The organism is Eubacterium maltosivorans (genome assembly GCF_002441855.2).
GTDB lineage: Bacteria > Bacillota > Clostridia > Eubacteriales > Eubacteriaceae > Eubacterium > Eubacterium maltosivorans.
In genome coordinates, this window is record NZ_CP029487.1 from 2,443,853 (window position 1) to 2,469,872 (window position 26,020).

Annotated in this window: 7 protein-coding genes; 2 read left to right on the plus strand and 5 right to left on the minus strand. The window is 52.4% G+C overall.

Annotated elements, in window-relative coordinates; translation table 11 throughout:
- Nucleotides 1-34: 34 nt before the first annotated feature.
- From CPZ25_RS11670 to CPZ25_RS11685, 5 genes are all read right to left on the minus strand, one after another.
- Complete coding sequence (locus tag CPZ25_RS11670; RefSeq protein ID WP_096920500.1) at nt 35-15,922, minus strand: Ig-like domain repeat protein; 15,888 nt, start codon at nt 15,920-15,922, stop codon at nt 35-37.
- Nucleotides 15,923-16,321: 399 nt separating this feature from the next.
- The gene (locus tag CPZ25_RS11675; protein WP_074617757.1) at nt 16,322-16,927 is read right to left on the minus strand and encodes a type IV toxin-antitoxin system AbiEi family antitoxin domain-containing protein; all 606 of its coding nucleotides are present in this window, start codon (nt 16,925-16,927) and stop codon (nt 16,322-16,324) included.
- A 178-nt stretch (nt 16,928-17,105) separates the two neighbouring features.
- Nucleotides 17,106-17,894, minus strand: coding sequence for a LytR/AlgR family response regulator transcription factor (locus CPZ25_RS11680; protein WP_096920501.1), 789 nt, complete (start codon nt 17,892-17,894; stop codon nt 17,106-17,108).
- Complete coding sequence (locus CPZ25_RS20500; RefSeq protein ID WP_158501292.1) at nt 17,845-18,006, minus strand: hypothetical protein; 162 nt, start codon at nt 18,004-18,006, stop codon at nt 17,845-17,847. Before CPZ25_RS20500 ends, CPZ25_RS11680 begins: the two co-directional genes overlap by 50 nt.
- A gap of 238 nt (nt 18,007-18,244) precedes the next feature.
- Nucleotides 18,245-19,159, minus strand: coding sequence for a tyrosine-type recombinase/integrase (locus CPZ25_RS11685; RefSeq protein ID WP_096920502.1), 915 nt, complete (start codon nt 19,157-19,159; stop codon nt 18,245-18,247).
- Between the two features lie 219 nt (nt 19,160-19,378).
- On the opposite strand from CPZ25_RS11685, the gene CPZ25_RS11690 reads away from it, so the two are divergent.
- Both CPZ25_RS11690 and CPZ25_RS11695 read left to right on the plus strand, forming a co-directional pair.
- Nucleotides 19,379-22,420, plus strand: a complete 3,042-nt coding sequence (locus CPZ25_RS11690) for a metallopeptidase domain-containing protein (RefSeq protein ID WP_096920503.1) — start codon at nt 19,379-19,381, stop codon at nt 22,418-22,420.
- A 164-nt stretch (nt 22,421-22,584) separates the two neighbouring features.
- Nucleotides 22,585-25,932, plus strand: coding sequence for a S8 family serine peptidase (locus CPZ25_RS11695; RefSeq protein WP_096920504.1), 3,348 nt, complete (start codon nt 22,585-22,587; stop codon nt 25,930-25,932).
- Nucleotides 25,933-26,020: the final 88 nt, after the last annotated feature.

Genomic DNA, 26,020 nt, shown 5'->3' on the forward strand with positions numbered 1-26,020 from the left:
CCGCTCCTGCCAATCACTCGACAAGGCAGCGCTGTTATTTTTGCCTGTTTTTACGGCGCCAAGCCAAGCTTAGCAGCAGCGTTGCCAAAACCGCGATCAAGCATCCGGCTAATCCCATCAGCTGGACTGTCGTAAAATACAGCCCTGTCACAGGGTTCACCACATTGAATGAATTATCGCTGGCAATGGTAAACCGTACACTTTCAGTCGCACTCAGCTCACTGACATTTCCGGCATGATCCCAAACCTTAAAGGAAATATCATAGGCGCGCGCGTCCTTAACGGTTATGTCATTCTGTCCATTTTGATTCCAGAGCTGCGGCGCTGTCCAGGTTTTTCCACCGTCAAGGGTGTAGGACCATTCCTTCAGGCCGCTGGTGTCAATGCCTTCTATGCTGTCATCGGCCCAGACCGTTAAGGTCTGCGGTTCCAGAATCTCCCCATTCTGGGGCGCCCCGGTTATTTTTAACCCCTTAGGCGCTGTCTGGTCGATCTTGATAATATCCTCTCTCTGTGTCTGATTTCCAGCATGATCGGTGATGCTGTGCTGCAATTGATGAATCCCATCGTCGCCCAGCTCTCCGGTCACACGGTATTCAGGAATAAGGCTTTTCAAAAACAGGGCTTCCTGAAGGATAACGGGTTCGCCTTTATCAATGGTCTGCTCAATGCTGTTAATGCCCGCCTCCGGACAGCTTACAAGAAGCTCATAGGAAACCGGTTGATTATACCACTGTCCAAGGGCGGCCTCGCCGTTGATCCAAAGATCCGGTATCTCGATTTTGTCGGTAATGACCCACCTGCCGCTTTCTTTACCAATGGACAGCGTCTTAGAGCGATTGCCCGCGATGTCCTTTGCATAGCAGCTGAGCGAAGCGTTTGTATCCATGGGGATCTCAAAGCTTGCCCTGTCGTCCTTTACGGATATTTCCCTGGTCTGGCCGTCAAGGCTGTAGTACAGCGTTTCGCAGCCGCTGGTCGTATCCGTTACCGGTACGGTCACCTGCACTGCTTCGTTAAAGAAATTGCCAAAGCTTAGCCAGTGGATGAGCTTTTCAAGCGGATTATTGCCGCTGTCCTTAAAGCTTACCTCGCCGATTTCCGGCATTTCCGTGTCAATATATAATACTCTCTCAATATAGTTTTGATCACCTTCTTTTGCTTCATTTCCGGCAGCGTCCTTTGCGTAAACACGAAGGATGTTTTCGCCTTCCCTGAGCATTTCTCTCAGCTCTGCTTCACTGTCAAACACCACCGGCTCATCGTTGAGGACACAGGTGTGGGTTACCGGCGCCTTTTCGGCCGGCTCCATTTCTGGAACCAGGCGCACGCTCGGTTTTCCCTCTTTATGCCAGCGCACAGTCTCGTGGGTGTTTCCATTGGCTTCATCCATATAGACGGCGGCAAAGGCCGGCGCTTCATTGTCCTTTTTAATGGATTCGTAAGGACTTTCGGTCTGGTTACCCGCCACATCCGTCACACGAATGCCGATAAGGTTCCCAACCACCTGGCGGTCCACACTTTGACAGTAGACGCCGTCCTCCTTAATTTCGAGGATATTTTCATCGCCCCATGCTCTGGGGTCGGTCCAGGTCTGGCCGCCGTCCAGGGTATATTCCCAGGTGGCAATATCACTTACACCCACAGCCATGTTGGCTTTGAGGCTGACGGTGTCTCCACCGCGCCAGCGATCCGCATCTACCGGCTCGCCGGTGGTTTCGCTAATATAGGCTGTAAGCTCCTTACCATTATCCAGCTTAAAGCTGTACTCCCGGTTTTCGCTGTTGCCCGCGTTGTCGGTGGCAGCTACCTTTATGGTGTTTACACCATCCTCGGTCACTTTCACCTCAACGGTTTCTTTGTCCTTTCGTCCATTTTCAGACGGCATCACCGTCTGTTCGGGTTCATTATTCAGCTGCCAGGTAATGGCAGCCAGGCCGCTGTCTGCATCCTCAACAGGAATATTGACAGTGACCTCCTTGCCGTACCATCCCGCAGCGTTGGCCGGTATATCGGTGACGCTGTCACCAATGACTGGCCCGCTGTTTTCCACGGTCCATTGGGCAGTGTTTCCCTCACCCGTGACCGGCAGTGTGCTGGACACATTACCCGCCACATCCTTGGCCGAAACCTGAAGGGTCTGATCCTTGGCCGCGTTTACCGGAATGGTAAATACCGCTTTTCCATCATTTACAACGACTTCTGTTGTCGTATCTCCAACGCTGAAGCTAACGGAATGGTTCCCGCTCAGCGCGTCTGTGACTGGCACCGTTACACGGATGCTGTCATTAAAGAAGTTGCCAAAGCTGAGCCAGTGAATGGCTGCCTTGATCCAGTTGTCCGCGCCCTTTTTCTGTTCAAACAGAATCTTCTGTTCTTCTATCACAGGAGCGGTCAGATCTTTTTTGACCACAGCCGCCTTGTCCAGCACCGACACATTGCCGGCTTTGTCCCAGACTTTGAAGATCACGTTATAAATACCGTCATCGGTGATGGTGATATTGTTCTCACCCGTTTCGTCCCAGGGAATGTTGTCAGCCTGCCAGGTGTTTCCATTGTCAAGGCTGTAGTTCCATTCCTTAAGGCCAAGGCTGATGACACCATCTGCCGGGTCGGTGGCGTGCACCTTTAATACACGGTCTGCCTTGCGGCAGTCCCAGGCGCTGTCCACCGGGCTGGTGCCGTCTGTCTCGGTAATACCCAGATCCACAGGGGCTTGGGTATCGGTGACGTGCAGGCTCTTGGCATCGCTGTTTGCGCCGATATTGCCCGCCAGGTCGGTCACCCTTACCACAATGGCGTCAGTGTCCATAAATCCCTTGCCGGCAATGACACGGCTCAGGCTTTGGGGCTGATCGGTAATGGGGTATGCCTCGCTCCAGCTAGTGCCGCCGTCCAGGCTGTACTGCCAGTCGCGCAGCGGCGAGGTCTGTATTTTATCCGGATCGTCCGGGTTTTCGTTTTGGGTGTCAGGGCTAACCGTCAGCGTAACTTCTTTGTCTGTTTTCCCGTCTGTGCCCACCTCACCGTCGCTGGTTGTCAGTTTAAACTCGGGTTTGTCCGGCGGGGTGGCGTCGTTTTGGTAAATCCATTCGGCCTCGGCGCTGTTGTCCCAGGCGTCATAGGCTTTTACCTTAAAGCTGAGATTTTTTCCTTCGCCTGTAATATTGTCTAAGAGCCGTTGTTCCTCAGTTTTTCCGCTGTTGTCCGGCTGGGTATAGTCGAGTATCGCTACCGAGTTATCCGGATAAGTGACCTCCAGCTTTGTCAGGCTGTTGTCCGCCGGATAGGTTTTGACCACATTGCCGGCATCGTCTTTAATATCCTCAGGCTTAGTGCCACCCTCAATGTTGATGTCTGCCAGAGCAGACAGAGCTGCCCCGTGGTACCAGTCCTGCTCGGTGGTTTCCTGCGGGGTGAGCCCCACAGTAATTTTGGTAAGGTCAATGGTGTCCGGAATCTCAACCACATTTTTCGCTGTCATGTCTGCGCTGTTGCCAGCCTTGTCATAGAGCTTTGTAATTGTTAGTTTGTCGCCAGGGGCCAGATCACCGATATCGATGCTCGCTTCGCCCGTCTGGCTGCAGGACGCGTTTTGGACTGAAGATTCCACACCGCTCCGGGTGAGGGTATAGTCCACGCTTCCGCCGCCGCTCAGGCTGTCAAACACATAAACATTTGCCTTTAAAAGGCCGTTGTCCATCGCAGCATTAACATTGCTCTTATCCGCCAGCGGCGGGGTTTTATCCACCAGCACCTGCGCTTCGCACAGGTTCGCTTCGTCCTTCAGACCGCTGTCCTTCTGCTGTCCCCAGGTCTTAATGGTATAAGACCCTTCCTCTGTAAAGTCTGCCAGCGCAATCTGCTGCGCAGTGCCTTGCGGCGCTTCGCTGCCTGTGCGGCCAGCATCCTCCGTGTTGTCCTTCAGGGTACGATACTGGTACTCGGTGGCTGCCTGTACGCCCGCATCGCTGCAGGCTGGCAGGCTGATGATCGCGGTCTGATCCTGGTTGCTCCAGGTACCGCTCATGATTTGTCCATTTTTATCTTTCACCTCGATGCTGGCCGGATCCGGCATTTTCCGGCTGATCACAATCCGCCGCGGCGCAGTCTCATTGGAGACATTGCCCGCGTTGGTCACCAGACGGAATCGGTATTCGGCATTGGTTTCTGTGGTAAGCTTATGTGTTTTGTCCAGGGCGTCACTGACCGAGGACCAGGTTTTTCCGTTATCGGCGCTGACCTGTAAATCCTCGACGCCGGAGACCGGCTCGTCATAGCTGAGCTGAGCCTGGACGTCGTAGCTGGTAGCGCCGCTGTAGGCCGTACTGCCTGAGTCCACCAGGCTGAAGCTTACGCCCAGGTCTGGGGCTTTGGTTTCCAGCTTAAAGGGCTTTTCGATTGTCTGGGTATTGCCCGCCTGGTCGGTGGCCGCAATGGTAACTGTCTGGGCATTTCCGCTCGCTGTCAGTGTTCCCTTATATTGCCGGGTAGCTTTGCTGTCTGTCTCGTCGATGTTTTCATCGGCAATCACGGTTTCTGTACCATTTTGGTTCGCGGTCACCTTAACACTTTGCAGGCCCGCGTCCTTATCGGACACTTCCACTGTATAGGGCAGCTCCCCTTTATACCAGCCCTGGGCGTTGGGGGTTGCGGTGGTGCTCACTTTTGCTTCAGGCTTTTCAACCTCCAGCAGAATGTTATCCACTGTAACCGGAGCGCTCTCACGGCCTGCCAGGTCGGTGGCTATGAGCTTAAGACTGGTATTTAATGGTGTTCCCTGTTTGGGTGACAGCCGGAAGCTGACGCTGCCGTTGCCGTCCGCGGTCAGGGTTTTTTTGGTGGTTTCATCGTTACCCAGCTGATAGGTGATCTGGTTGACACCAGACCCCACATCGGCAGCTTTGGCGGTGACCTCCACCGTGTCGTTATACAAAATTTTAGTTAACAGCCCGCCGTCACTTACACGGCTGACTGTAATATCACTTCCTTCCAGCGTTGGATTGGCGGTATCAATTTTAATGGTTTCTTTTTTCGTCAGGTCCGACAGATTATCCGCCGCGTCCCTGCTTCTGGTCATGAAATCAAAGCTGCCATCTCCTGTAAAGGTAATTTTATCGCCCTGCTGCCAGGTTTGGGTGGCGGTGTCCGCCGCACGGCTGCGCAGCCAGGACTTTTGATTAGCCGTCTGAGCCTGTGGCGCAGCGAGCTGATACTCGGTCTGCACCTTGCTTCGCAGCTCGTCGTCGATGTCTAAGCCTGTGGTACTTTGGCCCGCGTCTTTAGCAGCCTCGGTAATGATGATCTCTGGACTGGTGACATACCAGCCGTTGTCGCCGTCCGGGGTTTCCAGACTCCGGGACAGCTGCGGTGCCTTTGGCTTTTCGCCGTCGATATAGGCGGTTGCAGCCACGAAGGCCGATTCGTTGCCAGTGCCAGAGACTGCCTTAAAGGTGTATGCCTGGCCGGCGCCCGGCGTTGTCTGACGGATGGCCAGACTGGCCCCGGTCAGCTTGCGCCAGGGATCAGTATCGCTTGCGCGGTAATAATAATCCACACCGGAGGGTGGCATTGTGCCTTGAATACTTGGTGTAAATTCAACCTTTTTGCTCCAATTTCTATCTCCAACTAGGTCCGACTTGACCTGAATGGTGATGGGCGCAGTGGTGTCATCTTTCCAGACCTCGAAGGTGGCTTCGTCCCCTTCGATGCCCGCGTTGTTGACGGCGCGCACCCGCACAAGGGTTTTGCCGTTTTGGGTAACGTCGTATTTTACATTGTTCCATAAATAGTCAAGATTACCATTAATGCGGTGGCTCTCTGTAAAATCGACCCATGTTTTACTTGTTGTGTCATAATACTGGTATTTGGCAAAACCCGATTTGGTATCCTCCCCGCCGCTTACCTGCAGCGAGAAGCTTTCCTTCTGCCACTGGCGTTCCTTCTTATTACCCGCGTCGCGAATGGAAACGCTGGGCTTTTGGCTGTCGGCGCAGATGCGCTGGGTGAGCATTGCTGTCTGGTTCGCGTTGTTTGTAACCTCGACGGTGATTGTTCCCTTAAAGTTTTCAATCTCCACTGGTCCCGTATAACGGGTCAGGGTACCGTATTGCAGCTTGGTTCCCTCATCTGGCTCGAGCTTAAACTTCAGGCTGTCCTTTTTAATGCCGACCAGATCATCGGTGGCGGTGATGGTCGCTGTGACCGCACCTTTATAAACCGGTGTCTTGTCGCTTAGCTCCGTAACCTTTTGTTTATCATAGCCGATGGTGATGGTGGGCACGTTGTCGCTTTTGGTATAATTAAAAACCTGCCGGTTGACTGCCGACGCATTGCCGGCCGCATCCTCGGTATAGGCTTCCAGAATCCAGGTGCCGCTTTCGGTGATGTTGGTATCATTGATATTGGCTATTGTCCCGGTGGCTTTCGTATAATCCGGAACCACTGTCGCGTCGTTTTTGTAGACACGGTATTTTAGGGTTCTTGGGCTATAGTCACCTGTGTCACTGGTGAGGTCGGTAATTTTGAGGGTGTTTCGCTCATTGTCCTGATACCATTGGCTGCTGGTAGCAGCCTCCAGTGTGGTATCAACGCCGTCCTTTGTAAAGGATATTTTTGGTATATCCGGAGCTTTCTGGTCCAGGGCGATATTATAGACATCGCTCACCTTCTCTAATTTTGATTTGCTTTCCCCCTTAAACTGGTAGGTGGTCACGCCATCGGTATTGACGGTGACTGTCTGGTGGGTGGTGCTTTGGCCACTGGTATCTTTACATACCTCGTAACTGCCTGTCCCTTTTTTCTGGTACAGGGTGCTGCCGTTGGTAGCAGCCTCCAGGGTCACCGGCTGGTTAGTCCATGCCGGCTGGGCATCGGCCCCTTCACTGCATGTTCCACTGACGCCGACCGAAATGGTGGGCGCTGTTTTCTGGATATTGACGTTTACCACGCTCTGGGCGCTCTCGTGCCCGGCATTGGTAACCACCTTAAAGCAGACGCTCCAGCTGCCGTCATTGCTGCCGTTCTCTAATGCTTCTATGGTTACGCTTGTGCCGTTATAGTCCTTCCAGTCTTGCTTTAGCTCACCGTCCTTGTAAAGGGCATACTGTATGCCGTTCCCGTTGTAGCCGGAGAGCGGCGTAATTGTATCCTTAGTTTTGGCGGTGATGGTCACACTATCGGCTGTCCAGCTGCCGTTATAGATCACGGCGCCGGCCTTTGCTTCTGTTTCAGGCGCATTTGGCACCATGGTGTCCACGATAAATTTTTTTTCTGTTGTGCTCGCTGTGTTCCCCGCGTTGTCGGTGGCTGTAAAGTTGAACTCGTATTTCCCGTCCTTCATTGCCAGAGGGCCTGTGTAGTCTTTGGCTGTAGTATCGCTTGATTTCAGCTTATATTGCTGGCTTTTCAGGCCGCTGGCGAAATTATCAGTTTTACCGTCCATAAGGCCAGACACTTCTGGGTCTTTGGCATCGACGGTAAGGGTTGGCTGGGCGCCGTAAATGGCGTAGCCATTATTAGTCGTTACTGGCGTTCCCGTCAATACCGGCTCTTCTACCTTGGGCTTTTCTGTGTCAATTTTAATGTTGACGGCCGTGGTTTCGGAGGCGGTTTTACTATCGGTTCTATTTGTAATGGCTGCCCGGAAGATAAAATTCTGGCTGGTCGTGTTTTTAAAGGTAAGGGTCTGGTTGCTGCCGCTGCCCGAAACACTGAAATAGCTGTTTGTAGCTACATCTGCCCAGTTTTTGCCATTGTCGATGGAATACTGATACTTCTGGAAATCACCTGCCAAGAGATCGCCCTTTTCATTTCTGTCAACATATTCCAGTGTTACCGTAAGTGCATCCTTAGACCAGTCTCCATTATAATCAAGGCTGCCTTTTTTCGCGGTGGCCTTGACCCTTGGCAGGGTGGAGTTGATCCTGAAACCGTCGGTGCTGAGCTCGGTGGTGTTGCCAGCCTTGTCGGTGGCGGTGGCGCGCACATAACCCTGGAAATCGGGTGTGATGCTGAAGGTTACCTTGTCCTTGCCGCTGACACGCTTGGTTTCCACAGGCGTTGATGTGTCCCCCGCCGGGTCGGTATTTTTGTCTGTTGTCGCGTACACCTTATACTCAATACTGTCCATACCGCTGACATCGTCGCTGGCTTCCAGCACCACGTCGGTGGTTTTGTCAAAAAGCAGCCCAAAGGTGAGTGTATTGAGCAGGGTGGTGAATACATTGTTTTCTACCGTGGCGGTAAAGGGCGCTGGGCCGTGGGTATCCACCATGATGGTGTTTTTGACGGTGCCGGAGGTGTTTTGGTTTTGAGCATTGATATCGGTGGCTTCATCCTTCACCCAGGTTTCCAGCGTATAGACGCCGTCGGCCGTGATTTTGGGATTGGCGGATGAATTATAGTTGGTGCCCACAAAGCTGTTGGCTGTGGTGGCACAGGTGTTGATGGTGCCGCCGTTTTCATGACTGCCCACAAAGCCGGCTGCATCCGCCTTAGGGGTAATGCCGGTGGGATCTGCGTAACAGCTGACAATGCTGCCGCCGTCATTTAGACCCACTGCGCCGCCCTTAGCGCCTGTGCCGCCCTCAACAGCGCCCGAGGTTTTGGAATCACTGATGCTGCCACGGTTTGTGCCTGCCAGGCCGCCGGCCGTCCCACCACTTACGACCTTGCCCGTGTTAATGGCGTTGCGCAGGCTGGTGTCCCCGTCCAAAACGCCCACGATGCCGCCGGTATTTTCAGTAGCATCGACTATTCCGGTATTTTCGCAGCTGCTCAGGCTGCCCTTGCCTGTCAGGCAACCCACGATACCGCCCACATCGTAGGTGCCGGCCGTGTTTATGTTCATGCTGCTCTGGCAGTCGGCCAGAGACTTTTGGCTGTAGATACCCACAATGCCGCCGGCGCTGCTAAAACTGCCGCCGCTGCTGATAGTTATAGACCCGCTGGTCTTGCAGCGCGACAGGGAGCCGGAAGAATCTCCGGCGATGCCGCCCACGAAGCCGGCCTGGAGGCCGTTAGAATTGATCGCAATGTCACCATTATATTCACAGTTCTGGATAGAACCGCTGGAGGTTGCTGCGATGCCGCCAATTTGTATCTGGTTTGAACCGTCTGAACTGGCTGTGATGTCCCCAGTTACCTTACAGTCCTGGATCACGCCTGTGTTAGTGGGCACGATGCCGCATTGGGACAGACTGGTGCCTATGACGCTGCAATAGGCAATATTGCCGCTGTTGGCCGTGCCGATTAAGGGCTTGCTGGCGTTTTTACTGGCACAGTTGGTGATCTGCCCAGCGTTGGTACTGCTGACCAGCTGGCAGTTGTCCAGATTAAAGTTCATAATGCGAGCCTCTGCTGTAGTGTTCGCGAACAGCGCCTTCCCACCGGATGAGGTGATGGTGTAGTTGCCGCCGTCAAAGCTGCCGGAAAAATTGGCGATGGGGGTAAAGCTCCCATCAATGGTAATGTTATCGCCCAGCACGTAAAGCCCGTTTGGCGGGTAACCCGCTGCTATGTTACCGATTTTTTCAAGCTGTTCCTGGGTACGGATAATGGCGTTCACCTCCTTTGGTTCGCCGTTTTCTGTGGTAAACTGGGAGGTGGGTTTCTGGGCCAGGGTGACCATGGTGTTGACTAAGAGCTTTTTCTCTTCATCGGTCGCTTGCCCGTTGGTATGGCCTACCTGAGACATGCCGACGTTGCCGCTGGTGGTCAGGTAATAGTTGCTGGTACCCTTTTCCTTTTTATACTCTGTGACCCCGTAATTCTTAACATTTGTGCCATCTGAAAATTGCAGCCACACATCGCCTTTGGCAAACTGATAAATATCGTGTGTTTTTTGGACAGGTATATTTGTCCCTTTATTGCCTACTTTAAAGGGAAAGCTTGTGATTTTACCGGATTGTACTACTTGAGCAAATTCTGACGTCTCATATTTGCCTGTATTTGGGTATAAAGTCTCATCCTGATCAATTGTGCCGTCAGCCATCTTCGTCCAGCCAGGTGTTATATTGACCAGACTCTCCATGGCTTTAACAATATTGGGCGCCTGATAGGAAAAAGCATCGTGGCCTACCAGAAAACCGTTGCCGGCGTTCATATAATTCTGAATCGGCCCTAAGGTGCTGTCCCCGATATCCTGAGAGCCATTGGCGTCCATCGCCCCAAGATAGATGAGGTCGTAATATGATCCGTCTGATCTTTTTAGCATATCCTCTGGTTTTTGAGACGCGTTAAAATTTGTGACGGATTTTTGCGTGATTGTCATCTTTATTACTTCACCATTGTCTGCTTTAACAGTAAATGCAAGCTCATTTCCATTCGCATCTCCACTTGTTATCGCCATTTTATTTTTGTCACCGACTACGCCTGCAAGGTCAACCATCCATTTAATCAGCACTTTCCCCGTTGTGTCGTCAGGTTTAGGATTCCCATCGCTTCCTTTACCCTGTGGGTATAAATTCAAAACATGAATCGTTGATTTTACCAGCTTATTGCTCTGTTTTTTCTCTGGCTCCTCATAGGTTCGCGCACCCTCGGCCATCACGGTCGGGTCTGCTGGCGCGGCGGCCGCCACTTCGGCGATGTTATCCTTTTTCCCGTTATTGTCTTTTACAATGCCGGGCGCTCCGCTATTTGGCGAGCTGGCATCCTTGTTAAAGCTGCTGTTTAAAATGGACTGCCCCTTGGTGGCTGTCTGGGCCTTGCTGCCGTCGGCGCCGGTGTAAAGCTTGTAAAAAACGCTCTCACTGGCCTGCTGGGGGGTGTATTTTGGGTCTATGATCTCGATGCTAGGCCATGCGCCCTTGTACCAGCTATTTTGGCCATCGGGATCTTCGATTCCATCCACGTTTTTCACGGCCACGGTCGGGTCCGCAGGGTTGGTGCGGTCGACCTGGACGGACATGGTGCTCGAAACACTCTCTGCGCCAGTCTCGCTCACGGCTCGAAACTGTACGCTGGCATTGGCCTCGTCGGGGTAGGTATAGACGACAGACTTATCCGTAGGTGTATCGTTGATGGTGGTCCAGTCCGTTGGCTCTACATCTCCGCTTTTCCAGGTTTTGTAGTAATAGCGCACGCCGGACAGGGTGTGGGTTTTTCCTTCATCGGCAGCGTTTACCGCCTGTTTTGTATTTTCAATTTTAAAGCCCGGAGCCTGGTTGTACCACTTCCCGTTTTCTCTGCTATCGGTATAGGCAGCAGACACTACAGGCGCCACAGTATCAATTTTGTATTCCTTCTCGATCTGCGCTGCGGTGTTACCGCTGTTGTCGGTCACGTCCAGAGTCAGGGTCTTTGGTGTTCCTTTGTCAACAGAGGGCGTGTCGGAATGATAGGTAAAGCTGATCTCGGAGTAGATACCGGAGGGCTCTTGTGTCGCTTTAAAGTTCTCAATTCCCAGGGTCTTCCACTTATCCTCTGTCATATCTGCAATCTCGGTGGCTAAAACATTCGCTTCATTATCAGCCTTGAGCGCTATGAGCTTAATTCCGGACTCGGCGTCCTTTACCCTGACGTCAAAGCTGACGCCGGTCTGCCATTTGGTTAAATCTTTATCGGCTGTGACCTCGGCCTGGGGTTTCTGGTCATCCAGATAAAAGCTGGAGCTGTGGGTGTAGTCTTTGCCGCTGGCAGGGTCCAGCACATGGCCGGCCTTGTCCGTCACCCGGATAAACACATTGCCGCTAAACCGCGGGCTGAAGACGGGCATATTATCGGCGTCGTACACCTGCCACACGCCGTCGGCGGGCGTATCCTGCTGTGTGATGTCGTTACAGATCTGGTATTCTATTTTATCCAGTCCCGCGGTATTATCCTCAGCGTCGATTTCCAGCCGGCCCGGCTGATTTTTGTAAAACAGATAGTGAGTGCCGGTGGTTGACGTTGGCTGATCGGTCCAGCCAGCTAATTTTTGTCTGCTGTTTTCCTTATCCACAAACCAGCTGGGGTTTAGGATCGGCAGGGTACGGTCCACCTTATAGGTGTAGACCTTTTTGACGCTGCCGCGGCCAGATTCGGTGTCAGTATAAACCGTAAAGGTATAGACGCCGTCCTCGGCCTTGTTATCCCCTGTTTTACAAGGCACTGTGATACTGGTGGCTGCCTTACCGACCTCGGTGCTGAATTTATCTTCTTTCACTAGCTTTATTTCTTCCGGTTTTGCAATTTCGGTCGGCTGGTATGTGAGCGTATAATGGCCGGTAATCTTGCTCTCGCCGCTGTTGGCCAGGCTCATTTGCACCTGCAGGGCGCGGTCTGCATCGGTATACCAGCCGCTGCCGTTGGGCTCGGTTTGCACATCGGTGTTATCTGTGGTGCTCACGTCCTGGGGCGCAAGGGTCACGGTGTCCAGAGGGCTGCGGTCAATATAAATATTCTTGTCCATAGCATTGCCACAGATATTGGCCTGGGTGGTGGCTTTAAACTGATAGCGCCACTTGCCATCGTCGGTGACGGTGTAGTCTAATGTTTCTGTGGGGCTCAGGGGCTGGGCGTTTATTTTTACCCACGGCTCACTGTCGATCACCGTATCCCGTTTTGCCCGCCGGTAGTAATAGTCTACCTTGTTGGCAATGTCGGTACTATTGGTGGTGCTCAGGGTAACGGTGGCGTTCTGGTCACACCAGCTGTCAAAGCCGAATTTATTCCCGTCAACCGGCGCGGTCCACGTGACGTCCACCGCCGGGGCGGCGGCCTCGATGTTTAAGGTATCGCTGGTCTGGGCGATTTCGTTGCCGGCTTTATCGGTGAGCAGGACTTTTACCGGGTAGTTCCCGGTCTGGCCGCAGGTAAGGGTAACGGTATCCTGCACTGGGCCCTGGCCGCCGGGTGTGTCGGAGATGACCTTTTCGGCCAGCAGCTCGTTATTGTCTGCCCGGTAGACCTGAGCCTTGGCGATGCCGGATTTTTCGGCTTCTGGGTCTTCATAGCTGATGTTTAAATCCGCCTTGTGGTAGATTTCGTTATTTTTATAGGCAGTCGCGGGCTGGCTATCGGCGCTTCCGCCTTCGCCCTGCCCTTTATAGCCAATGTATGCAATACTTATAATGCTGGGCTGGTGTTTCTCCAGCATAACCTTGTAGCTGACATCCACGCTTTTGCCGTTAACGCTGGTGGCGTTAATGTGCAGTGTGCCGTCAAAGGTGTTTTCCAGTGTCATGTTAATGCTGTGGGGGTTTTGGTGATCTGTAAAATCGGTGGTTTCCCACGGAACTGTGTCTGCCACAGCATTCAATGGCACAAATTTATAGCGGATGCTGTTTACATAAAGGCTGTTGTCGTCCATTTCGGCCTTGACATCGAAACGGATGCGGTTTTGGGCAAAAAAACTATAGCCCGCGTCCGCGCTGCCGCCCGAAAGGATGGTGGCCTGTTCATCGTTATCCTTTTGGCCGGTGACTTCAATTTTAATGGCGCTTTTATTAATTTTAATGGGCTCGGTGGTCTGCATGCTGGTGTTGCCCTTTTTGTCGGTCATGGTGACCACAAGGGTGGTGGTCAGCTGCTTTCCTTCATCCACCTTCAGGGTGACGGTGTAGTTATTGCCATCTTTTGTATAGTTCTGCACTGTGCCGTTGGCGTCTTTAATGACAACGCCCTTGTCCCCGATCCCGCTCACCTCGTTGCCTTCCTGGTCTACGGTATAGGGGGTTTTATCACACACAGTGTTGTAATTGCCACCCTTTGTAAAATCGTCGATGTTAAATGTGACGGTCACGTCTTTATCGGTCCAGGTATTTGGCTGGTAGCTGCCGCCCTCCTCATCGGTATAGGTGACGACGCCGCATACCGGAGCGGTCTTATCCGCGATGGGGTTGACAATAAGGCGGGCGTTGTCGGGGTTTGCGACCCAGTCGGGAAGCCAGCTGGACACTTTGCCTAAATGGTAATCCCGGTTTTTTTCCTCGAAGGCGATGAGGTAGGTGCCGGGCAGCTTGACGCTGTCCTCGTCCACGGTTTCGCCTTGGCCATTATCTTTTTTATAGCTGTAGTCCCAGTCGCGGCCGCGCTGGGTTTCTTTCCAGGCGCAGTTGACAATGGCCTTCTGGACGCTGCCGTCATAGGTTTTTATATAATCGCTCACGGTAAAGTCGAGCACACCACGGGTGTTAATCTCGGGATGGATGCCTCTGTTGCTCCAGTAGTTAAGAAGCTTATCCCCCTTGACCACATAGTCGTTAAACTGGTCGGTTACCGGATTCCAGCCGTATGCGTCAATCCGAGTACTTCCGGGCGTGATCTTATCCTGATCAAAAAAATCAAGCGGTCCTTTACTGCTGTAAACATTTACGAGTCTGGGGCGGTATTTTTGATCCAGTGAGGTGTTCGGATGAATGGTCCCTGTCGATGTAAAACTTCTAAAAATATTACCACCCATACAACTGAGCCAGGGAATGGTATGGGAATTGGCAATGGTCCCGGTAAAACGAACCGAGTAGCCGTCCCCCACCTCGCCGCAGGCCACAATCCCGCCACCTAGCATATAACGGTAGACATTGATCTGCTCTTTAATCCATAAAAATGGTAATGTATATTCGCCGTCGAGAAACTTATTGTTATAAATCGAGTTTCCCTCTGTGTAGCAGTTCTCAATGGTGGTATTTTCGCCGGCAGCTGCCAGCTGGGCGCCAGCGGCGATGGACACATTGGTCCCTGAAACCTTGCCGACCGAAACATTGCCAGAGGAGATTCTCCGGACATTTAGGTTGACGATGGTGGCGTCCTTTAAAAAACCAAAAAGGGCGCAGCCGTAGGCCGTAATCTCTTTGCCGTTTTTATTGTAGCCCGGAATGGGCACGTATGCTGTATCATACATGTCATTTGTACCTGGGTCTTCGCCCTCTATGGTATAGCCGTCGCCGTCCAGAGTGCCCATGAAGGGCTGCCCCTGCTTTCCGATGGGGATCCTGTCGGTGGACAGATCTTTTCCCTGGGCCGGCTTCAACCGCCAGTATTTGCCTTTACTGGCGGTGCCCTCATACTTATGCAGGTTCCACAGCTGCTGGTGGGTGGCGATAATATAGGGGTCGCGCTCGGTACCGGTGCCGCCCGCGAAATCGCTGTTGGTGCGGACCATGGCCGCCGGTGTGGCAATGGCGGCGTCGGCGGTGCAGGCCACCAAGCGGTAGCTCATGGGCGCGCCGGCGGTTTCGCTGTCCAGGGTTACGGCCAGCTGGGTATCGTTGGCGCCGGGGATGTCGCTCCAGCCCTCGTTATCGGGCTGGATGGGGCGTGTTTTGGCCTCACGGATGGCGTTTTCCTTTTCCTGCACGGCCTTGGCGGCTTCCTCGTTCTCGTCGCCGGTGATCCCGGTCAGGTCGATGGATTCGGCCATGGCCAGGTCTTTCTGCTTTTTTTCTAAGGCTTCGTCGGTGCTCTGCACCTCGGTGCCAGGGTCACCGCCTTCCTTACACTGCCACTGGTAGGTAACGCCGTCGGGGTTCTGGGCCTCGATTTTGGCCGCAAGAACCACACTCTCACCGATTTCGGCGTCCTGGGTCTGGGGGGACTCCGCCACGGTCAGGGCATTGGATACACTCATGATTTCGCCTTCTGGCGCCGGGTCGGCCTCTGGGGTTTTGGCTTCGGCCTCTTTGGCCTGGGCTTCCGGTGTTGGCTGGGTTGGCTCGAACACGGCGGTCTCCGGCTCTGTGGTTTCCGCCTCAGGGGTTTCCGGCTCAGCGGTTTCCGGCTCAGGGGTTTCCGGCTCGGTGGTGTCTGGCTCCTCCTGGGGCTCGGGTGTGACCTCCGGCCCTGGCGCCGCGTTTTCTTCCAGCGTTTTTACAGCTGCCTGCAGACGCTCGCCGCCGGCTGCCAGCACACTGGCGGGCAGGGTGCTCAAAAGCAAAGAAACCACCAAAAGCATGGCGATCACCCGCTTTAGTATTGTGTGTTCTTTTTCTTTCTTTTTCATTGTTTTCCTCTCTTTTCCATTTGATTTATGGTTAAAATCCTTGAATTGTTTTTTAATTAATACATACGTCTTTAATCATAAGATCTTTTGCGCGCGTTTACAAGGGGCTTGTCTCCAATGACCATTCACAGGTCGCATAAAATAAAAAAAGCCGCCAAAAGGCGGAGTTTTTTAGGTGGAAGGTGGAAGGTGGAAGGTTGTAGGTGGAAAGTGGGCAGTGTCGAAGAAACTTTAAATGCGCTGCTTGATATTGAGATGTATCTGGCATGATGGCAGAAAACTGGAGTCCTAATTTTTCACTCCTGCGCCCAAATATTTTTGGTAGCTGACCATTTCTCAGTGTAGCTATGGTTGCTTAATGTTGCTGTAAACGGTTTTGCAAGTACGGATGCCGCCATATCAGGCATTTAGAAGCACCTCCATTACATTCATCAGTTTTGTGTAAACACGCATTTCCTTTGCGTATTTTGAAAGATTACTTAAATTCTTTTTATCATCTGCGACATAGGCGTTAAGAGCCTTATTAAACAGCTCATTGTCGAGCTTAGTACGATATTTAAAGCAATCGCAAATCGTACGCTCACGGTCATAAACAGTAAGTTTTACTCCATTAAAATTGCCTTCTGTTTTTCCTATTTCATATTGAGAATTTTGAATGTAATATATTTTCATAGGCAAAGTATCAAATTTCAGTCTTGTTCTTGAAAATGTCCTTGGAACAGCGATAGACCATTGTCTTGGTGTAAAATCACTGTATCCATAATAAAAAAGTGCAGACTCAACACAAACAATACCTTCAGGAAGAAGCGAAGCAAGTATTTGTTCCTCTTTTATATCTTTTTTCTCGGCAAGCTGATAATATCCGTGTCGTATACGCTCGATATATCCGTCATTGCACAAATTGGCAACATCAAAATTTGAAAGCCCTGCGGAAACAAATTCAGAAGTTTTAGCAATGCCACCTGCATTATTTATTATCTTTTCAGCAGTTTCTTTTTTGTCCATTCATACACCAACTTTCAAATCACAATTATCTAAAACTGTGTTCTGAAAATATTCTAACACAAAAGGGAATGAATATCAACAATTATCAACTCAAAGGGCTTCACGTTTTGGCTTTGCATCTCATGAACCCCTTTGTCTACAATCCAAAAGCCGCCAAAAGGCGGCTTTCGGCGGCTTTTCAACCAGGGTGGTAGGCGGTCAGCTGGTCAAAGACCTGGGGATAGCGTTTGACTGGTATGGGCAGCTGTATGCCTTTTACCATGTTTACCTGGTAGCGGTGGCAGTCGGTCACATAGTCCATGTTTATGATGTAGCTGCGGTGGATGCGCAGAAAATTGCCGGGCAGTCTCTGGGCCAGATCGCTGATGATCTCTTTGATTTCGAAGGCGCGCTTGACGCACACCACGCGGCATTTGCGGTGCATGGCCTCGATATAGATCACGTCGTTTAAATCGACATAGTAATCACCATTTTCGGCGTCTTTAAATTTGACGCGCTTTGGCTTTTCTTTTTTTATCCTGAGCTTTTTATCGACGATGTCGTAGGCTCTGCGGCCAATGGCAAAGGGAAAGTCTTCGTTTTTTCCCAGCAGGTAGTCGGCAGGGTTGGAAACGTGCATAAAAATAACCTTCAGGTCCTCCGGCTCTTTCCGGTAGATAAAGGTGCACCGCTGATCCTGCACAAAAAAGAAATGGTTGACGCCGGTGTTGGAGATGGTGTAATGGCCGTAGGCGGCAACGGTGTGGGCATCCTCGTAGAGCAGATCGTAGCACTCGTTGCTCACCGCAAAGGGGATTTCCTGCTCGATGCTCAAAATCTCGCGCACGTTCTCAACGCCTTTTACGTACTGGCTGCCAAGGGGCCCGATCCACACAACGTTTTCATCCATGCTTTTTATAATCTCGTCCAGCTTTCTGTTATAGTGCAGCCGAATAATGTCTCTTGTCATATTTACCGCGTTTTTCATGACTCTGCCCTCCTGTTCGCTCTGCTAAAAACAGCGGTTTCCCCATTTTTGGGCGCACGAAACCAGACCCGCGCGCAATAACTTTTTTGACAGCAACAATGTTTTCATCCATACTCTCCTTTTAATGGTTCATTATGATGCCTTTAACGTTAAGTTAGGAACTTAACGTTAAACTGTCTAAAAAGCCTATTGCAATTTTCTAAAATACGCAGTAAATATAAAATGACAAATTATTTGAAAAGTTATTTTTTTTAGACTTGTTATTTTTGTTTTAATATGCTACCCTTTATAATAGTTATACTTATACCTTTAACGTTAAGTTCCTAACTTAACGGCACTTTTTATGTTTTTTAAAAACATTCTGCTATTTTTTCCATTTGGCGGCGTTTCTGCTCGGTTACGCAATGGCTGTAGCGGCTTAGGGTAAAGCTTACACTGCTGTGGCCTAACAATACCGAAACGGTTCCCATATCGGATCCCAGCTCCAACGCCCGGGTCGCAAAACTGTGGCGCAGGCTGTGAAAGGTAAGGCCAGGATTAAGATTCAATTCTTTTTTTAACTGGTCGAAACGGTATGCCATTGTTTTTGCATCGTAGGCTTTCCCAGTTGGACCGACAATGAGCGGCTGATTTTTATTGGGTTTTTTCTGTGTGGCCATATAGTTTTTTAAGACAGCCCTTAGTCCTGGATGCAGGGGAATATCTCTCCGGCTTTTCTGTGTTTTGGGGGTCAAATCTTCCACTGGGTAGGTGTTGGTCTGCGGGTTATAAATCCGCTGGCGGTTGTGCCGCACATGCAGCACGCCGGTATCCAGGTCGATATCCTTCTGCCTGAGCCCCAGCACCTCGCCCAGCCGCATTCCTGTCGACAGCGCCAGCAGGATTCCCACATCCTTTGGCGATGTGCTCTGCCTGAGCCATTGGCTGAGCCTTTTGTGCTCGCGGTAATCCAGTATTTCTTTTTCCCGCTGCGGCACCTTGACCTTTGGAAGCTCTGGACGAACCAGGTGTCCCTGCTTTTCGGCGTCCTGAAGAATGGTGTTCAGGTAGGACAGTATGTCTTGAACTGTTTTCCCAGCCAATTTTTTACTTAGAAAATTTTTGAATTTTTTCAGGTCTGCCCCGGTGATCTCGTCCAGATGTATTTGTCCCCAAAATGGGATAATGTGCGCGCGTTCATAGCTTTTATAGGTTTTCAGGCTGCTTTTTTTTACAGGACGCTCCCATGTTTTTAACCAGTCCTGCATGGTAATGCTTTCTTTCATTTTTTGCTCCTCTATCCTAAGAATAACTTTTGGTATGCTGTTTACCCGTAAGGTTTTTGTTAAGCTTAGTTTATCATGGGGCGCTGCCTTCTCCAAATCAATTTAATGCCACTCTGTCACTTAAAAACATGACGAACGGTCTTTTTTCAATGTGAACGGTAGGGCATGACCTGTAAAACGTGCTATAATATGAATAACCATACACAAAAGGAGATGTCTATGAAAACCCATGTAAAACATTTTGGCTTTGGGGCGCTGCTGCTCTTGGCCATGCTTTTATTTTTTATGCCTGGGGCGCACGCACAGGGCGCATCCGGAACTGCCTGTATACCGGACGCTGAAACGCTGGAGGCTTACCAGGCCGACGGCACGCTGGCGCAGCGCCAGGCCTTTTATGAAAATCTGGGGCTTAACCAGACCGATCCGGGGCTCATTGCCCAGGCTGCGGCCAGGGAAGGGGGCGCGGACAATCTGCGCGCTGTTCCAACAGACTGGAAAACGGGCATGGCCACCACCGGTGAGGCCAAAATATTGCTGATCCGGGTCGATTTTCCGGACTATGGCTTTGACAGCCGTGACACCGAGGAGGCGCTTCAGCAGATTGCCTTTGGCACGGCGGGCGAGGATCAGCCCGGCTACCCCTACGAGAGCCTTTCGGCCTATTACGCGCGTTCCTCCTATGGAAAGCTTAAGATCTCGGGGCAGGTGGCAAGCTATACCGCCGTCCATGACCGGGATTTTTACACCGGTGACATGGCGCTCCTCTTTAAGGAGGCCATGACTGCTCTGGATGCGGATGGCATGGATTTTGGCCAGTTTGACGGCAACAGCGACGGGCTTATGGACGGGGTATATATCCACTTTGCCGGGCCTGATACGGGCTGGGGCAGCCCCTGGTGGAGCTACAAGACGCACTATAGCGGCTACAACCCTCCCTTTGTGCTGGACGGCGTGTCGCTCTCGGACTATGTTACCCTGCACAATAACTCGGCCGACGGCGCCCAGACCCTCATTCATGAGACGGGGCATATGCTGGGTCTGGCGGACTATTATTCCTATGTCGATCAAAGCTACGAGAACGGTATCCGCACCTTTGACATGATGTATGACAACACTGGCGACCACAATGGCTTTTCCAAATGGCTGCTGGGCTGGATCGACCCTGGTGATATCACCCGGGTTTCGGCAGCGGACGGCAGCGTCAACCTGGCTTTAAGTGCTATTTCTGGCAATGACGGCTCCAAAATCGCGGTGGTCTCCCCAACGGATTCGGGTATGTTCTCAGAATATTTCCTGGTACAGTATGATGTGCCAGGCCTTAACAATGAGAAGCTTTATTACCCCGACGCGCCGGACAGCGGTTTCCGCATTTTTCATGTTAACGCTGTGCTGAACGCGGATGGCTCAAATTTTATGTATATGAACAAAACGCCGGCAGAACCGAAGCTCATTGAGGCCGTTGGGCCAGAAAACCAGACGGCCCCTTTCACGCCGCTGTTTTACACAGACGGTATGCGCCTGGCGCCGGACACCACTCCGGACAGCAGCTTTTTCGGTGGTATGTATCAGGCTTACACCGGGGTGGTTATGGAGAACCTGAATCCCCAGAGCGCCAGCCTGAGCGTAAGGTTTGAAAATACACCGCCAGCGGTGCCGTCACTTATTCTGACGCCAGACAGCCCCATGGAGAACCTGACCAATCTGCCCACCTTTACCTTTACGTCCAATATACTGGTAAATGATCATACCTCTGGCGGCGCGCGGCAGCCCATTACGCTGGAAGGGCCGGACGGTGCTTCTTACCCCATGCACTGTGCCATCAACGAAAAATCTCTGGCGCTGGGGCTTGCGGACAGCTCCAACATCGCAGACCTGAAGGCCAATACGGAATACACGCTGGTATTTCCCGAGAAATATTTTGATCTGGGACAGGGCGTATACTCCGAGGCGCTCCGCTTCTCTGTGAAAACCGGCAATATTCCCGCTGTCCTGGCCACAGGCATTTTGGAACAGCCTTCCTCCTTTGGCGGCAGAGAAACTGAGCTCGCACCGCTAGCTGACGGGCGGATCTTCCGTTTTATAGGGATGTATAAGCCTGCTGGCGAGACCTATTTTAATTATTTTGATCAGGTTCAGCTCCTGATTGCCGACTTGGATTTTCAAACCAGCCTGATGAAGGTGGAGCCCATACCGAATATTGAGTCTTACTCAGGTATTCAGGGCTTTGCCCTTGCGGGGGATACGCTGGCGCTGGCGCTCTATAATAAGACTGCCGATACAACGGATCTTTTCTCCGTCGATTTAGACGGCAGGGTACTGGCTGGCCCTTACACGGTAAGCGGCAGTCCCAAGCTTTTTCCGGCTGGCGATAAAATAAAAGCCTGGCGGTCTTTTTACGGCAGCGGTGAGGAACTGCCCGGTATCCAGATCGAGACAATCGACTTTAAAAACCCGGTCAGCACCAGCTCTATCTATGGTGCGCAGCTTAACAGCGAGCTCAGTCTTTTTCCTGTCGACGCTGCCCAATACGCTGTGCACGAGCGCGTTTTCACAGGCCCGTGGGAACATAAGGATTACCTGATCCTTTACAGCATGGACAGTGACGTGCCAAAATGGCGGACGGAATACACCACCGCCAATACCACCATCGGCGTCGCTGCCCAGAACGGCAGTATTGTCCAGATCGAGATGAACTACGCCGGTGAGCCGGCCAGCTTCAGCAGCCAGTACAAAAAAATTCTGGCCACTACCTTTGATGAAAACGGCAATGTGACGGACGCGTCCAGGCCTCTTGGGCGCATCCGCACCGCGGCGCTCGAGACTCAGAATACACTTTCTGTAAAAAGCGGTACCTCGGGGATCGCGGTGGAGAGCAGCTTTACTGCCCCGGCTCTCCCTTTCCTGGAAAACAACAACGACACAGAATGTCGGGATTATCTGTTCATTGGCGGCGACGGCCAGACAAAGTCCATCAGCGGTCAGAATGCTTTCCCGGGCCTGTGGACCGGGGACCGCTACCTCATCACAGGCCGTGACCTGGATACAGGCAAGCTCCTTTACTATCAGACGGACACGATTTTCGCAGGCAGTCCCGACACGCCTGTAACGCCGGACACTCCCGGGGGCAGCCCCGACGCTCCGGCAGGCACCGGCGGCAATCTCTCCACAGGTATTTTGGGCGCACAGGCCTCCCTGTATGTCTGCCTTGCCCTTCTGGGCGCAGCCCTCTGCGGTCTGGCTGTTTATCGAAAAAACAGCTGACAGCACAAACAAAGCCTTCCGGCATTTTGCCGGAAGGCTTTGTTCGTTACTAAAACATGACGAACGGTCACTTTTCCATGTAAACGGTATGCTGTCGCCGCTGATAATATGATATAATAAATGCAGCTTCATTGTATAGAAAAGTAAAACGAGAGGAGACTACTTTGAAAAAACGGATTTTATGTATTTTACTCAGCTTGCTCATGGTTTTATCGCTGGTTCCAGCGGGCGCACTGGCCCAGGAGGAAGAAACGCCAGTGTCCTATGATAACTGTGCGGCGGGTGAGGCCATTGTGTGTATGGAAAAAGCTTCGCCGCTCTCACGCAGCGCGGTACCAAGCCTGCTGGCTGGCGCCGAGGTGCTCATGGACATCTCTGAGGCCCCGGCAGCAGGGGCGCGCAGCCTGTCGGCGGACGCCGGCGGTCAGGTGCTGGCGCTGGTGCGGGACGAGAACCGCAGCACAGAGGAGCTCATCGCTGAGCTTAACACCTATCCGCAGGTGGCCTTTGCTGAGCCAAACTATGCCATCTCGCCCATCACAGACGAGGCCAGTGTACCGGCAGCTGTGGAGGAAAGCCCTGCGCCTGAAACCGCTGTTCCAGCGGAAAGCAATACTGCCGCAGCGGCGCCGGCTGCCGAGGCAGCGCAGGCTGCACCTGCTGCCAAAGCGCCTGGCGCTGTCAACACAGCGGATATCATGACCAATTACCAGTGGGCTTATGACAACACTGGCAACTATTTCAGCTCTCTTCCGGGTTTTGATATGCATTACGACGGCTGGAATCAGGCTTCTGGCACCTCGGGCAGTGACGATGTTGTCATTGCTGTGCTGGACACAGGGGTGGATGCCAAAAACCCGGATCTCGAAAATAAAATGTGGAGCCGCGGCGGTTTGAATCTGCCCGGCGGTGAACACGGCATTAACTATGGCGGATATACTGATGAACAGATGGCGGACACCTCTGACCCTAACGGCCACGGCACGCACTGCGCAGGCATTATCGGGGCAGAATGGGGAAACGGCGGTGTTTCCGGCACCTCACAAAACGCCAAAATCATGGCGCTGCGCTATGGAAGCTTTATCTCCACTGTGCTCGCGTGCTATGACTACATGGCCTCTGCCATCGACCTTGATGTAAACCTGAAGGCTGTCAACTGCTCTTTTACCAGCTCTGGCTCGCCAAAATCTCTGGATCTGGCCGTAGAAAAGCTTGGTAAAATGGGCCTGGTCTCTGTCTACGGGTCTGCCAACTCGGCAGCGGATAACGATAAAACCGGGATTCTGTCCTCTACCTTTATCGATAACCCTTACGCCGTTGTGGTGGACGCCGCCAACGCCTATGGCCAGATGGCTCTCTACAGCTGCTATGGCCAGCGCACCACGGATATCGTAGCGCCCGGCTCCCGGATTCTTTCTACCTGGCCAACGGATAAGGCCTTCTATTATCCGGAATTTTCAAACAGCAATCTCTTTTACGAGGGCTTTGAAAACGCCGATTCGCTCAAATTCTATACCGACGCTGATCCGGCTAAAGGTAAGGAATGCGGAGAAATCACCGGAGAAAAGGTGTATAACGGCCAAAAGAGCTTAAAGCTCCAGGGCACCGCAGAGGGCAATACGGTTTACTCACAGCCCGTTGACCTGACCCAGGCTTCTGGCTTCGACCCTTCTGCTGCTTATCGTTTTTCACTGAGCATTGCCGGTGCAGAGAAAAACGGCAACGGCCAGGCTGACATAAAAGTCCGGCTGACAGACGGCACCTTCGCGCCGCTCAACAACGACGCCGAAGATTCTTTTGCCCGCGGACGGGACGGCGGCTTTAACGGCCTTAACGCCGGCGCGTATCAGGCGCTTCCGGCCAATACGGATTACCAGAATTTCCAGCTCTGCCTAACCTTAAAGGGCATTAATATGGTATTCCCCAACGGCCACGGCGAATATGTTTATCAGGACAACCCAGTCTACATCGATAACCTGGGGGTTGGCAGCGAAACCCTTCCCTATAATTATTCGGACGGTACCTCCATGGCAACGCCCATGATCACCGGTGCGGTGGCTGTGCTGGCTGAGCGCTACCAGGAGGATACGGCGGCCAAACGCGCTGCCCGCACCATCGGCAGTGTCACCAAATACGATAAATTTAAAGACAAATGCGTGTCGGACGGCTTCATCGACCTGAGCCAAGCTGCTACGGATAATCCTTACCCGGTGGTCAACGCTGCGGCTATCACAGACGACACAGTAACCATCGACGGCTATTTCTTTGGCAAAAACCCGGCCGTCACCATTGGCGGCAAGGCGGCCCAAATCCAGTCGAATGAAACCACCGAGAACGGCGGTCAGCGGCTGGTGGTCTCACGTCCTGCGGATGTGAGCGGCATGGCCCGGGTATCGGTCACTTCTTCTGAAAAGGGTGAGGGACACCAGTCCTACGACTTTGGCGCGATCAAGGATGTGGCTTATTTTGAAAACACCCTGCCCCTGCCCGAGGACGCTGCCTTTTACGATACGGAGGCTTACCAGATGGTGGGATATGGGGATTACCTCTACTGTATCCCGCATTTTTATAACTTACCTGAGATTGTGACCATGCTCTGGCGGTTTAATGTCAACACCCAAACCTGGGATCAGGTGGCGCTGCCTGAGGACGCCCCCATGATTAATGCGACGGCGGTTGTCTGGCAGGACAAGCTGCTGATTTACAGCCACGATATCGGTACAGTGGGCACAATCCTGACCTATGACGGCAGCACCTGGACGCAGACGCCTGGCTTTAGCAACGAGGAACTGCCCTCCTCCGCTACTCTGGTAAACAATGACGGACAGCTGCTGGCAGTGGGCGGCGCCTCAAGCAATGCGGTTTACGCCATCGATTTAGACAACCATACGCTTCCCCCCATGGGTAACACCCTTCGGACAGCCAGGGGGACGCTGGTCAGCGCCGGCCATGGGCAGCTTATTGTCAGCGGCGGGCTGGAAGCTGGCAACCAAAACGGTACGCTGCCGGGTGTTGAACGGCTCACGCTGGATAACGGCGTCTTTACGGCTGCTAAGCTGGATATGACGGGGATTAAAACCGGCAATCTGTCCGGCTTTGCCAGCGCTGCTGTTAAAGACGGTTTTATGCTGGTTGGGCCAGAGACGGACACGGGCAGCACCGATACCTATACCCTCGGCGCTTCGGGCAATCTGACGCCTTATGAAAAACGGGTGGATAACGCGGCGCTGGCCAATCCGTCGGCCGCGGCCTATAAAGGACAGTTTTATGTTCTGGCCCGCACCTATACCACCGACAGTAATTTTATTTTTAAATCCACGGCTGTGCAGACCGAGGATCCTGTAACGCCGGATACTCCGGTAACTCCGGATAACAACGGGGACGGCAATGCAAATAATGTGGGCACAGGCATAGCGGGCATGATGCCCATAGCCAGCGCCGCTGTCCTGCTGCTCTGCGCTGCGGGGATTATGGTGCTGGTGATGAAAAGACGTAATAAGATGCAAAGCTAAAGTTTAAAGCTGTTTGAGTTGACAATGGATGGTTGATAGTTGATAGTTGCAGTGCGCTTTCGCCCTTGGCTCAAGCGATTTATATGCG

Coding starts and splice junctions, on each gene's coding strand:
- CPZ25_RS11670 (WP_096920500.1), bottom strand. CDS start 15,922: ATGAAAAAGAAAGAAAAAGAACACACAATACTAAAGCGGGTGATCGCC.
- CPZ25_RS11675 (WP_074617757.1), bottom strand. CDS start 16,927: ATGGACAAAAAAGAAACTGCTGAAAAGATAATAAATAATGCAGGTGGC.
- CPZ25_RS11680 (WP_096920501.1), bottom strand. CDS start 17,894: ATGAAAAACGCGGTAAATATGACAAGAGACATTATTCGGCTGCACTAT.
- CPZ25_RS20500 (WP_158501292.1), bottom strand. CDS start 18,006: ATGGATGAAAACATTGTTGCTGTCAAAAAAGTTATTGCGCGCGGGTCT.
- CPZ25_RS11685 (WP_096920502.1), bottom strand. CDS start 19,159: ATGAAAGAAAGCATTACCATGCAGGACTGGTTAAAAACATGGGAGCGT.
- CPZ25_RS11690 (WP_096920503.1), top strand. CDS start 19,379: ATGAAAACCCATGTAAAACATTTTGGCTTTGGGGCGCTGCTGCTCTTG.